Source organism: Paraburkholderia sp. SG-MS1 (assembly GCF_012275575.1).
Taxonomy (GTDB): Bacteria; Pseudomonadota; Gammaproteobacteria; order Burkholderiales; family Burkholderiaceae; genus Paraburkholderia.
In genome coordinates, this window is the sequence record NZ_NPIH01000043.1 from 14,605 (window position 1) to 27,361 (window position 12,757).

At 64.3% G+C, this 12,757-nt stretch carries 10 protein-coding genes; 4 read left to right on the top strand and 6 right to left on the bottom strand.

Annotated elements, in window-relative coordinates:
• The first annotated feature begins 99 nt into the window (after window positions 1-99).
• Window positions 100-885, top strand: coding sequence for an amino acid ABC transporter substrate-binding protein (locus CIC12_RS03505; RefSeq protein WP_168662217.1), 786 nt, complete (start codon window positions 100-102; stop codon window positions 883-885).
• A gap of 98 nt (window positions 886-983) precedes the next feature.
• Here the strand turns inward: CIC12_RS03505 and leuA are convergent, their stop codons facing one another.
• Together leuA and CIC12_RS03515 are read right to left on the bottom strand one after the other, a co-directional pair.
• The gene (leuA, locus tag CIC12_RS03510; protein ID WP_168662219.1) at window positions 984-2,702 is read right to left on the bottom strand and encodes a 2-isopropylmalate synthase; all 1,719 of its coding nucleotides are present in this window, start codon (window positions 2,700-2,702) and stop codon (window positions 984-986) included.
• Window positions 2,703-2,978: 276 nt separating this feature from the next.
• A complete protein-coding gene (locus tag CIC12_RS03515) occupies window positions 2,979-3,878 on the bottom strand; it encodes a class I SAM-dependent methyltransferase (protein ID WP_168662221.1) in 900 nt (299 codons plus the stop codon).
• Window positions 3,879-4,092: 214 nt separating this feature from the next.
• Here CIC12_RS03515 and CIC12_RS03520 point away from each other — a divergent pair, with 214 nt between their 5' ends.
• Together CIC12_RS03520 and CIC12_RS03525 are read left to right on the top strand one after the other, a co-directional pair.
• Window positions 4,093-4,449: a hypothetical protein gene (locus CIC12_RS03520; protein WP_168662223.1), complete on the top strand. Its 357-nt coding sequence runs from the start codon at window positions 4,093-4,095 to the stop codon at window positions 4,447-4,449.
• A 402-nt stretch (window positions 4,450-4,851) separates the two neighbouring features.
• Complete coding sequence (locus tag CIC12_RS03525; RefSeq protein WP_168662225.1) at window positions 4,852-5,340, top strand: hypothetical protein; 489 nt, start codon at window positions 4,852-4,854, stop codon at window positions 5,338-5,340.
• Window positions 5,341-5,492: 152 nt separating this feature from the next.
• Here the strand turns inward: CIC12_RS03525 and CIC12_RS03530 are convergent, their stop codons facing one another.
• From CIC12_RS03530 to CIC12_RS03540, 3 genes are all read right to left on the bottom strand, one after another.
• Window positions 5,493-7,379, bottom strand: coding sequence for a glycosyl transferase family 1 (locus CIC12_RS03530; protein WP_168662226.1), 1,887 nt, complete (start codon window positions 7,377-7,379; stop codon window positions 5,493-5,495).
• 167 nt (window positions 7,380-7,546) lie between these two features.
• Window positions 7,547-8,821, bottom strand: a complete 1,275-nt coding sequence (locus tag CIC12_RS03535) for a DUF3443 domain-containing protein (RefSeq protein ID WP_168662228.1) — start codon at window positions 8,819-8,821, stop codon at window positions 7,547-7,549.
• A 44-nt stretch (window positions 8,822-8,865) separates the two neighbouring features.
• Window positions 8,866-9,330: a DUF2844 domain-containing protein gene (locus CIC12_RS03540; protein WP_168662230.1), complete on the bottom strand. Its 465-nt coding sequence runs from the start codon at window positions 9,328-9,330 to the stop codon at window positions 8,866-8,868.
• A 458-nt stretch (window positions 9,331-9,788) separates the two neighbouring features.
• On the opposite strand from CIC12_RS03540, the gene bamC reads away from it, so the two are divergent.
• On the top strand, window positions 9,789-11,024 hold the full coding sequence (gene bamC / locus CIC12_RS03545; protein WP_168662232.1) for an outer membrane protein assembly factor BamC: 1,236 nt from the start codon (window positions 9,789-9,791) through the stop codon (window positions 11,022-11,024).
• A 443-nt stretch (window positions 11,025-11,467) separates the two neighbouring features.
• Here the strand turns inward: bamC and CIC12_RS03550 are convergent, their stop codons facing one another.
• On the bottom strand, window positions 11,468-12,394 hold the full coding sequence (locus CIC12_RS03550) for a DMT family transporter (protein WP_168662234.1): 927 nt from the start codon (window positions 12,392-12,394) through the stop codon (window positions 11,468-11,470).
• Window positions 12,395-12,757 lie beyond the last annotated feature (363 nt).

Consider the following 12,757-nt stretch of genomic DNA (forward strand, 5'->3'; position numbering starts at 1 on the left):
TTTGCTACAGTCCGCCGAGTCTGCCGGCCGGGAGTGCCGGCGGGGACAGCCGAACGTAAGACTCAGCCACCGCTGTAGCAAACCTGACGGAGCCTCCCGATGAAGCCGATTCGTTCCATTCTGCTGATCGCCCTATGGCAGGCGGTGGCGGTGGCGAGCCCGGCAATCGCCGCCGACGAACTCGCGCAAATCCGCTCTACGGGCGTGTTCCGGATCGGTACGGAAGGCACCTATGCGCCGTTCACGTATCACGACGAGGCGGGCAACCTGACCGGCTTCGATGTGGATCTCGGCGAAGAAATCGCACGGCGGCTGGGCGTCAAGCCGCAATTCATCGAAAGCCGATGGGACGGGCTGATCGCCGGACTCGACGTGAACCGCTACGACGCGGTGATCAATGAAGTGGCCGTCACCGACGCGCGCAAACTCAAATACGACTACTCCGATCCGTACATCACTTCGCACGCCGTGCTGATCGTCGCGTCGGACAACACATCGATCAAAAGTTTCGATGACCTGAAGGGCAGGAAGTCCGCCAATACGCTGACCAGCAACCTCGGCAAGATCGCGGCGGCGCACGGCGCGCAGGTAATCCCCGTGCAGGGCTTCGACGAATCGATCGAGTTGCTGACCGCCGGCCGGGTCGATGCAACGGTCAACGATTCACTGACGTTTCTCGACTTCGCGAGGCGCTCGCCGGACGTGAAGGTGAAGATGGTCGCGGTCGATACATCGCCGAACAGCAGTGATAAATCAGCGGTGCTGATTCGCAAGGGCAGCCCGAAGTTGCGTGCGGCGATCAACAAGGCGCTTGCCGACATCAGGAAAGACGGCACGTACGCGAAGATTTCGCGCAAGTACTTCGGCAGGGACGTATTTCAGTAAATACAGCGTGGCCGGTTGAAGAACCGGACGCGCAAAAAGAAGGGGCGTCGCAACGGACGCCCCTCGAACACACTAGACAGTCAACGGGGACCGAAGCCTCAAACCGCCACGTCCTCCGCGGCATCGATCGACGCTGCGTCGAAGAAGCGCGCCTGCGCTTGGGCATCGGCGCGCGTGTAAGCGCGATTCACACCGCTGATCACCGCGCGAATCGAAGCCGTCACCAGGTTCGCATCGATGCCCACGCCAAAGGCGCTGCCAGCCACATCGGCGCCGGCCATTTCTGCGATCGCGACCGCGCGCGCATCGGCGCCCTGGGTCAGCGCGCGTTCTTCGTAATGCTGGATTCGCACCGGTGCGCCGATCGCGTGCATCAACGCGTCGAGCGGACCATTGCCTTCGCCGCGCAGCACGCGCGGCGTACCGTTGATGTCGACCGTGAGCTTGATATGTTCGCGGCCGTCACGCTCGGTGAGGCTGTGTCCGACATAGCGCATCGGGTCGGCGGTCCGCACGTATTCCTGCTGGAACAATTCCCAGATCTGCGCGGGCGTGACTTCCTGACCGCTCTCGTCGGTTAAGTGCTGCACGGCCGAGCTGAAATCGACCTGCAGGCGCCGCGGCAACACCACGCCGTAGCTCTGTTCGAGCAGATAGGCGATGCCGCCTTTGCCCGACTGGCTGTTCACGCGAATCACGGAGTCATAGGTGCGGCCCAGATCGCTCGGATCGATCGGCATATACGGCACTTCCCAGATCGCGTCCGGCTTCTGCACGGCCAAGCCCTTCTTGATCGCGTCCTGATGCGAGCCGGAGAACGCGGTGAACACCAGATCGCCGACATACGGGTGACGCGGATGCACCGGCAACTGTGTGCATTCCTCGGCAGTGCGCGCGACTTCGTTGATGTTGGAGAAGTCAAGCTCCGGGTCGACGCCTTGCGTGTACAGGTTCAACGCGAGCGTGACGAGATCGACGTTGCCGGTGCGCTCGCCGTTGCCGAACAGGCAACCTTCGACGCGATCTGCGCCCGCCATCACCGCGAGTTCCGCCGCGGCGACCGCGGTGCCGCGGTCGTTATGCGGGTGGACCGAGACGATCAGCGAATCGCGGCGCGCGAGATTGCGGTGCATCCATTCGATCTGGTCGGCGTAGACGTTCGGCGTGGCCATTTCGACGGTGGCCGGCAGGTTGACGATCGCCTTGTGCCCGGGCGTCGGTTCCCAGATGTCGAACACGGCGTCGCAGACTTCTTTCGCGAATTCGAGTTCGGTGCCGCTGAACACTTCCGGGCTGTATTGCAGCGTGAAGTGCGTTTCCGGCGACGCGTCGGCGAGACGCTTCATCGTGCGGGCGGCTTTTTGCGCGAGTTCCTTCACGCCGCTCTTTTCCAGACCGAAGACGATCTTGCGGAATTCCGGCGCGGTCGCGTTGTACAGGTGGACAATCGCGCGCGGTGCGCCGCGCAACGATTCAAACGTGCGCTCGATCAGATCGTCGCGGGCCTGCGTCAACACTTCGATCGTGACGTCGTCGGGGATGTGGCCGCCTTCGATCAGCTCACGCACGAAGTTGAAATCGGTTTGCGACGCCGACGGAAACGCGACTTCGATTTCCTTGAAGCCGATCTGCACGAGCGTCTTGAACATGCGCATCTTGCGCTCTGCGTTCATCGGCTCGAACAGCGCCTGATTGCCGTCGCGCAGGTCGGTGCTCATCCAGATCGGCGCGCGCGTGATGGTGCGCGACGGCCACTGGCGGTCGGTCAAATTGATGGGCTTGAACGAACGGTATTTGGTAGCAGGGTTTTTCAACATTTTCGTCATCCGTGGGTGAGACCAGAGGGCTGGGAGTCGACCGGACGACGAAAACGATACAGGGCCGCCGGTCGAAAACCGGGGCTGGGTCAGTTACTGGGGAATCAAGCGGTGCTTCGGTGTATCAGAGGGAAGCGCGCAGCAGCAGACCTAGCCCGGTAGAGCGGGCTAGTAGTAGCGATAGGGTGGTCTGGGCGCGGTACATAGTGCGCAATAGGAACATATTATCGGGACGGAGTCAAGCGCCGCACTCGCACCGCGTCCGTGCCGCGGCGCTCAATGGAGAGGTTTCACGAAGCGCAAGGTCATCCGGTCGGACTCGCCGATCGCCAAGTAGCGGGCCCGGTCGGCGTCGTCGCCCTCGTAGCTCGGCGGCAGCGACCACACCCCGTGCGGATAGTTTTTCGTGTCGCGCGGATTGCTGTTCACTTCGCTGCGGCCGGCGAGTTCGAAGCCGGCGGCCCGCGCGTGGGCGATCACGTAGTCTTCCGTGACGTAGCCGCTGTCGATGGTCTGTTGCAGCGAGGTGCCCGGCGCCGCGCGGTGTTCTTCGACGCCCAGGATGCCGCCCGGCTTGAGCGCCGCATAGAACGCGCGCAGGTTCGCGTCGATCTCGCCGTCCTTGATCCAGTTGTGGATGTTGCGGAAGGTGAGTACGCGGTCGACGCTGGCGTCGGCGGGAAAGCCGCTGAACTGACCGGCGTGCAGCGTGCCGACCACGACGTTGCCATAGACGGCGGGCGCGGCCACCAGCTTGCGCGCGAACGCCGCGCGCGCAGCCTGCGCTTGCGCGGAGGGCGACCCTTGCGGGCCGTCGTACTGCGCTTCATACAGCTTGCCGTGGTCGTGCAGATAAGGCGCAAGGATGTCGGTGTACCAGCCGCCGCCTGGCGCGATTTCGAGCACGCTTTGCGAGGGCGCGAGCTCGAAGAATTGCAGCGTGTCCTTCGGATGGCGGTAAATGTCGCGCGCGCGGGCCTCGGCGCTGCGTTGCGGGTTGGAGACGGCGGCGTCGAGCGAGGTGGGAGGGGCGGAGGCGGGCATTGCTGTCGCCGTCGATGCATTGGACGCCGACGGACTGGTGCAGGCCGCCAGCAGCAACGCCAGGCCGAATGCCGCGAGCGGGCCGCATAACAGGCGTGTAAGGGAGTTGGGTTGAGGGTTCATGACCGTCATTATCGGGCTCGATCGCCGCGGAAGGACATCGACAATCGGCATAAGGATAGGCCGTGGCGGCATTTGCGGCTGCGTCGAGCGCAACGGATCGCGGCGACGGCCGGATCCGGAGGGCCGGTTAGCGCGTATAAGTAGTGGCTCAGCGCCCGGCGTACCCTTGGATTGTTGGCAGCGCGGACATAATCCCCTGCATTTCACTTTGCCGGAGGCAAGCATGAAACGGATATCGAGGGCATTCAGGGCGTCCAGAGCCGCGCGTGTTCTGCTCTGCGCGAGCACATGCGGGTTCGCTGTGCACGCGGGGGCGCAGGGTCTGAGCGTGCAGAACGATATGAACGCACCGCAGAACAGCACGCGTTTGATGCCGAATGCGGTGCTCGGCAGCGAATATCCGACGCATGGTAACCAGCAGGCCGGCGAACTGAATCTGAATCCGACCGATCCGCGGGCGCAACTGGCCAACGGGTTGCCGAATTACACCAGTTCGGGTGGTTATGGCTCGCCGCTCGCTGGCGTGCGTGCTTATGTGCAGCCGCAGCCGCCTATGCAGCCGTCGGCGCCGTCGAACTGACGGCTCGTGCATACGGAGTTTCGCGCCGCATCGCGTGCGGGGTAGCGGGGCATCTCAGCGCGGGCCGTGTCGGTTCAGGTCGGGTTTTGCTGGGCTGCCGCTGCTCGCACCGGCCATCGCTCGAATGCCTGACACGATCCGCAACGTAACGTTCTGCATGATCATCGACGCACTTCGTCGCCCGAGGATCAACCGCAACCGTGCGCTGCCCTGATGCCGGATCGGCGTATCTGGCCGACACGGCGCCGGCGAGCTACCGTAGCCAGGCCGTCGCTCCGTCACGTGCGTCGCTGGGAGGCGCGATGAACCACTCTGTCGCGAGAGACAACCGGCATGCGGTTCCAACGCCGAGCGACGGGTCCGTAAGCTACAATTCCCGACGGCTTGAAAAACGGAACATCAATGAAGATTCGGATTCTCTCTATCGCCTGCGTCACGACCGCCGCCGCGCTGCTGGCGGCCTGCACGACCGTCTCCAGGAACTCGGGTGCATGCGAGCAGTTGATGCGAAGCAAGCTGGCCGACACGTCGTCGGATACGCTGAAGGTCGTTCATCGGGCCGCCGCTATCCGCGGCTCGCGCGTGGTGGTCGAAGGAACGATCGAGCATGTGATGACGGCTTCGGAAGTAGCGGCCGCCATGCCGGCTTCGGCCACTCGGGCGGCGTCCGCCGCGCGTGGGGCTGCGAAGCCGAACGCCATGGTTGCGGGCGCGACGGCAGCCTCGGGTGTCGAGGCGTCCTCGAAGAAGTCGGCCGAACCGAAGACCATGAGACTGCCGGCCGCCGCCGAGTGCACATTCCACGGCGAGGAACTCGACGCGTTCCGCTGGCTCGCGCCGGCCAAGCTCGCAGCGCCGCCCGCTCAGGCGGCTAGTGAAGCCGCAGGGTGATGCGCGGGGGCTGCCTGTGTGCGGCCTTGGCGGATGCCTTGCCTGATGAGCGGCGCGGAACCTCGGCCCATGTCCAACCATTGGCCGCAAGATAGCCGCGACGATTTTGGCGGATGCGCACGTCGAATCCGCTGCCAGATCCGCCGTAAGGTTTATGGCTCTGCGATCGCCTCCAGGGGTTGCTTTGTCTTGTCCCGCACGAGTCTCAACACGCATTCGCCGAACGCCTGAGGTCGTCCCTCGAAACACCGCTGTACCGCCCGCGTCTCAATCAACCTCTGCCGCAACGCTGTGCGCTCGGCGTGCGCATCGATCATCCGTACGGCGGCGACGACGTACGCGTTGACGCTGTCCGCCACGGTCCACGACGGCATGGCCACGCGCTCGAACAACGCACTATCGATCCGTTCGAACACTTCCGCTCCGCGCTTGCAGACGCCGGGCAGCCCGAGCGTCAACGCATCGACGATGCCATTGGTATTGCCGAATGGAAACGGACTGAGAAACAGGTCCGCCCGATTGACGCGCGCCAGATAGCCCGCGTAGTCGTGAAAGCCGTGTACGCGTGCGCCCGGCAACGCCTTGCCGATCACGGCGCGCATCCGGTCGAGGGGCAGGCCGGGCGGCACGCCGCTCATGAAGTGAAATTCGACGGGTGTCTGAGCACGCGCGGCGATCTCGCGGCACGTGTCGAGAAAGCCGGGATTGAGCTTCATCGCGCTTGCCGTGATGACGATCTCGAGCCGCTCGCGCTGGGACGGAATATGCGCGACGATCTCAGGTAGCGCCACCGACGGCCGATACGGCTGTCCGTCTTTCGGGAGTTTCATCAGCCGCTCGCTGAAGCAGGCGGGGTTGCCGATATAGTCTTCCTCGACGCTGACGCGGTCGATCTTGTCGGAATGCGTGGTGGCCGGGTGGCCGAGACCGGCGATTTGCAGCGGCGCGACGCGCAGGTTCGACATGAACACGGTCAGCACGAACATGCCGACGCTCGGCATATACAGCACGTCAGGCTGTTGGGCGGCGGCGAACGCGCGGATCGTCGCGAGGCATTCGCCGATGTATTCCGGCTTGTCCAGTTCGATGAAGCGGTCGAACACCGCCCGCCCGAGGTCGTCAACCGCGTAGCCGAAGCCAAAACCCACCAGTTCGAAATGTTCGCGCGCGGCCTCCAGCGTGCGCGAGTGGGTGCGATAAATCGAATGGGCGCCGCTGAACCACTCCAGCACGACGATCATCAGCGGTTTCTTGCCGCGCAACGGAGCGCGTGCGCGTTTCCCGAGCGCCGGCTTAGGTGCGGGCAGATCGGTCAGCCCCAATTGCACGAGCTTGCGTCGCACGAGCGCGTTGATGTCACGCTTGATTTCATGGCGGCGCGGCGTATCCGCGTAACTGCAGAACATGTAGGCGTTGTGCAGCAACGCGGTCGGCAGGTCGTCGAGGTCGTCGATCTGCCGCAGTTTGCCAGGCAGCCATTCGATGAGCGCCTCGCGTTTCAGGTGCGCGTTCGCCGAGCCCTTGAACGTCGGCGCCAGCAGGACGAGCGCGAGACTGGCGGCGAGCGTTTTGTCGTAGGCCCACAGCGCGGCGAAGTCGAGCTCCAGTTCCGACTCGGTCGAATAGAGCGCGCAGAGCTTTTCGACGAAGCGGTCGCCCGCCAGGAACTGCGCATTCTCCGGGCCACGCGGATTCAGATAACGCACGACGTGGTCCGCGTTGCCGAACGCCGTGGTGGAGAACACCAGCCCGGTCCATTCGTGCAGCGTCAGAAACAGCTTGAGGCACGCAGGCGGCAGATCGAATTGCGGGTCGGCGAACAGCGTGGAGGCCGCGCTCGCGAGGCGCGTGCAGAAGCGCCGATGCTGCTCGGCCGCCGGCAGGTCGAGCATGCCCGACGCGAGAAAGCGCTCGTCGAGCTTGCCCTGCTTCTGTTGCAGGAGCGCCAGCGCGGCGATGAGTTGAACCGACGCCTTGACGTACTGCCGCGTGTAGACGAGTTGTTCGAAGTTGTCGAGCGAAAAGGTGGGTTCTTCCATTGGGTGGTGTTCGAAGATAGGCATGACTAACTATCGCGAAGCGAAATGCTGGCCGGGTTCTCGAATTATCACCGCCGCCCCGTATCAAATTCTCTTCCTCGACCAATTTGGGAAATTTCCGCGCGGACCCGGACCTATACTGGCAACGTGCCGTGACCAGGCATCATTCAGAACGCGTAGTAGGGACCTTGGCCGGCCGACGTGTTGCGCGAGGCGATCGCCGTATAAACGCGCCGGCCATAGAAGAACGGCAAGCCCCACCCGAAGCCGCGGGCGGCACTGCCGGCAAGATTGTTGAACGCGTTGTTCGGCGAGGCGAACAACGCGGTCGAATTGCCCACCGGGAACGACACCGCGCTCGAGGCGCCGTCAACACCGACGATCGCAGCGCTGACCGTTTGCGTCGAGCTTGGGCAGTACCAGAAGCCGCACTGTGGGAACTGGGTGTTGCGAAAGAAGAGTCCGTTCGAGCCGCTGTCGATATAGCTTTGCGCGTAGGTTTGGCCGCCGGCGTGGGTGACGAGGTAGCCGTTCGTCGCATTCGCCTTGACGATGCTGGCGCCGCCGAGCGTGTTGTTCGCCTGGGTGCCGATGCCGAAGATCAGCGAACCCGACACGTTGAGCGCACCGGCATCGGGGATCGCGGGCAGGTCGATCACCACGCCGTTGTTGTCGAGCGCAAAGTGGCTGACGGGATTGGCGACCTGTTGCTCGAGCGCCTGCGCGCTCGCCACGCAGGCGCCGTTGACGTCGCAACGGTAGTACCAGCGAGGCAGTGCGTTGTTTGCGCAGCCGTTGCCGCAGTCGGCTGTGAACAGGCCGATGCCGAGAATGCCGTTGCCGCGCAGGCTGGCAACCGTCAGCATCGCCGGGCCGGAGTTGGCGCAATCGGCGGGTACGCCAGGCAGCGCCGTGTCCGCGATCAGATGGACCGGGATCGCTGCGGCTACCTGGCCGGCCATGCGGACGTCCGCGCTACGCACCGCGCCCCATGCGTAGCCGCTGCCGAACACTGCGCATTCGCCGGTGACGCCGCTACCCGACGGCACCGCCGCCAGCGCCAGGCTCGCCGGCAGCGCGGAGGCGAGAACCCGCAAGCCATTCGAGCCGGTGTCGACCTGAATGTCGTCGACCGTTGCGCAATTGTCGGTGCCGGACTGGCAGAGGGTGACGCTGGTCGTCAGCATGTTGCGTGTCAGTCCGGGCGCGACGTTGACCGCGACCGGCTGGACGTTCGGCGTGTTCGACTGCGGCACATTCAGGTTCGCGCTGGTGTTGCCCGCGCCGGGCGAGCCGCCGCTTGCCGGTGCGCTGGCGGCGCCTGGACTGCTGGCTGCCCCCGCCTGCGACGAACTCTCTGGCGAGCCGCCGCCTCCACCGCCGCAACCTGTCAAGGCCGTACAGACGAGGAAGAGGGCGCAAAGTCGGGCGGACGGTTTCATGGTCGGGTATCGATCCTCGAAGGGTTGTTCTGTGGGGCGTGCGCTTACTGCAGGTCGTCCGCGGTCACGCCGGGCGGTAGCGCCGCGGGCAGCCACGCGCGTCCCACGTAGCCGCGCATCGGCCCGCCGGATTCGACGATCACGTCCGGCCGCGCGATTCGCGAACTGTGCAGATTGGCGTCCGCCGCTGGCGACGCGGCCCCCGCAAGGTACGAGTCGGCGTACTTGCCGAGCAGCGTGCGCAGATCCGGCATGGTCGGGCCTTCCCACGCGTAGCCGATGATCTGGCCGGTGCTCGTCGCGTACTCGTTGATGGTGGTGTTGCCGGCATCGGTCAGAGTGCGCACGCGCAGCGCACCGTTCCTCAGCATGCGCGGCGCGGTCGCGGTTGGGTTCGGCTGACCGGGCATCGTGCCGCCCAATTCGGCCTGCGCGCGAGCGCTCGTGCACAGCGCGCCGAGCGCAAGCGCGAAGGCGGCTAGAGAGGGGAAGAAACGGGACTTTGACATGGCGGTCTGCCTCGCGAGCCGGCTTGTTCCGGTTTTATTGAGATAACGAGGTGACGGTAACATCCGGAGTTTTTTTGACCCTCACTGAGCATGTCGTCGCCGCTCGATGCGAAGTCAGAATGCCTGTTAGGTCGCAGAGGAAAACGCTTTGAAAACAAAGATCTGACAAGGGTAGGGATGTGAACCTACGCACCAGTAGGAAATGTTGGTAAATGTTAAATGGGCGGCGCGCAAGCGATTTTCCACCGTGAGCGCAACGCGTTTTTCCTCGGCGAAGGTGTGCCGAAGATAAGCGTGTGGACTCTGAGCCGGGGGCCTTGCGACATGTTCCGCGCACGCTACACGCCGTTCAATTGGGCGGGCAAACCCCAGTTTTTGCACACGGCTCGCCGGGACCGGTAAAATGTTGGGTTGATCCACGGAAACTTGCCGTGGCGTAGCGGAAGGATTCCCCGAACATGACTGATCTTCGTCTTACCAAGCGGTTCGCAGTAATGCTGATGGCAGGCGGGCTGGTCGCCGGCTGCGGCACTTCGTCGCCGACCAAAATCGACTACAAGAGCGACTCGAAATCAAAGCAGGTGTCACTTGCCGTCCCGCCGAACATGATCGACGAGACGGCCGATCAGCGTTCGTTGCCCCCGCAAGGCGGCGAAACCTCGTTGTCCGCGCTCAAGCAGGTTCAGGCGCAAGCGCCGTCGGCGAGCAATAACGTGGCGGTCGTGCCGCAGGTCAGCGGCATGCATATTCAGCGCGACGGCACGGAAAGCTGGCTCGTGATCGACAACAAGGCGCCCGCTCAGGCGTGGGAGCAGATTCGCCGCTTCTGGCAGGAACAGGGCTTCCTGCTGGTGGTCGACCAGCGCGACAAGGGCGTGATGGAAACCGACTGGAACGAGTCGCACGCGCAAATCAGCGACGGGCTGATCCGCAACACGCTGTCCAAGGCAATGGGCAACAGCTATGTGACCTCGGAGCGCAACAAGTACCGCACGCGTCTCGAAGCGGCGCCGAACGGCGGCACCTACGTGTTCATCAGCCAGAAGGGCATGCGCGAGGCGCTCACCGGCACGAACAACGATTCGAGCCAGTGGCAGCCGAAGCCGAACGATCCGGCTCTCGAACAGGAATATCTGAAGCGCCTGATGGCGGCGCTTGCGCTGGCCGATTCGCGCTCGAAGTCGGGTGGTGGGCAAACCGCTGAACTGTCGCCGGCCGGCACGCAAGCGGCGCCGAACGCGGCGGGCGCCGGTGCGAAGTCGGCTGCGGCGGCCACGGCGGCGCAGAACGTCGCGCTGTCGGCGCAATCGCCGGCGCCGGATGCGGAATCGGCGAACACTTCGGCGCAGCTTTCGTCGACGGAACTCACGCTCGGCGAACCGTATGACCGCGCGTGGTTGCGTGTGGGCCTCGCGCTCGACCGCAGCAACTTCACCGTCGACGACCGCGATCTGAGCCGCGGCCTGTACTTCGTCCGTTACGTCGATCCGAAGGATATGTCGTCGGCGGAACAGGGCTTCTGGAGCCAGGTTTTCCACGGCAAGAAGGAGAAGGTGGCCAAGCAGTATCGCGTGAACGTGCGCGCGGTGACGCCGGACCAGACGCGTGTGGCGGTGGTCGACGACAAGGGTGCGATCGACGAAAGCTCGCAGGCCAAACAGATCATGAGTCTGATGGTCGACCAGTTGCACTGAGCGGGCAAAGCCTGAGCAGATAGCAGGCCAAACCGACGTTTGAAGAACCGCCCGGCATGGATGTGCCGGGCGGTTTTTTTTGTGGCCACGGGACTATGCGCAGGCACTGGCGTCCCGTTGTTCGTCGAGCGCGCAGGCGCGAACGCGACTTGATGCGCAAGGTCGCCTCCCGGCGATGCGTACGGCTTTAGCGCCTCTCCTGTGAGCGCTATCAACCTCAGCTCGGCACATGGGTGGGCAGCAAGCCTGCTCATTGGGCGTTTATCTGCGGCGCCGCTTTGGGTCCGCGCGAGATAAAGCGGGATATCTGTCCCGTGGCGCGGCGTACGCGTGTTGCGCCCACGAAGTGGCCTCTCTGTCCATTTCGCGCGGCACTTCAGCTTATGAAAATACGAAGCAAGACACACCGCGACGCCGGCTGGCGGCGTCACGCGAAACGGTTTTCAGGTATCGGCCCGGCGGGTGCCTATCCGCGGCAAACGCTTGATGACGCCGGTGGCGAGCGCGGTACCGACCAGAATCACGGCGCAACCTTCCAGCATGCCGGGCGACACGCCTTCGCCGAGAAACAGCGCGCCCCACAGAATGCCGAAGATCGGAATCACGAACGTGACGGTGATGGCACGCGCCGGCCCGGCCACCGCGATCAGGTGGAAGAACAGCATGTACGCGACGCCGGTGCACGCTACGCCGAGCGCGATCACCGCGCCCCACGCGTGCAGCGAGATCGGTGCGGCAGGCCAGAACATCACGGCGAGCGGCAGCAAGACGATGGTCGCGCCGGTCATCGTGCCGGCAGCGACGGTTAGCGCATCGACCCCGGTCAGGTGGCGCTTGGTGTAGTTCGCCGCGATGCCGTACAGCAGTGTCGCACCGAGCGCCGCGCCGGCCGCAAGCGTGGTGGTCAGCGGCGTCGCGGCCGCACCGTTCGGCGTGGCGATCTGATCCCATACCAGCATCAATACGCCGAGAAAGCCGATCACGAGTCCGAGCGTGCGCAACGCGCTCAGCCGGTCGCGCAGCCAGAGAAAGCCGACCAGCGCGCCCCACAGCGGCGTGGTCGCGTTGATCACCGAGGTGACGCCCGCCGACAGCGTCAATTCGGCGTAGGCGAACAGGCAGAACGGCGCCGCTGAATTCAGGATGCCGACCACCAGCAGAGGAAAGGCGCGCGTGCGCAGGATCGTCGCCGATTGCCGCAGCGGGCGCCGCGCGAGCAGCACGATGAGCAGAAAGGCCGCGCCGATGCCGACGCGCAGTGCCATCAATGGAGCCACGCCGAAGTCGGTGACGCCGACGCGGATAAACAGAAACGACGCGCCCCACAGGGCGGCGAGGATCAGCAGTTGCAGCAGGTTTTGAGGTTTCATCGGGATGGCGCCGCGCGCGGTTGAGTCGGGACGCCTGCGCATCGTAGCAGCGCGATCACGCGAAACGTTTCAGATTGAGATGAAACGGCAAGATTCAGGAGATCGAGGCGTCCGGTGCCCACGATCGTAAGCGTTGGGGCGCCGTGAGCAAAACGAGCATTTCTCACGCCTGTTGTGAGAAAAATTGCGATATGGCGGCAGCGGGGATTGAGCACGTCCGCGGGTGTGAAGCTCAACAAAGCGGCCCGACGAAGCAGCCGCCTCCGGCGACGCGCACAAAACCCCACGTTCTGCTTCCCGCCAGGACGTGTCAGGAATTTCGTGTGCTGAGGTCGCTGTAAAAAGTCTCAGCTGATGGCGTTG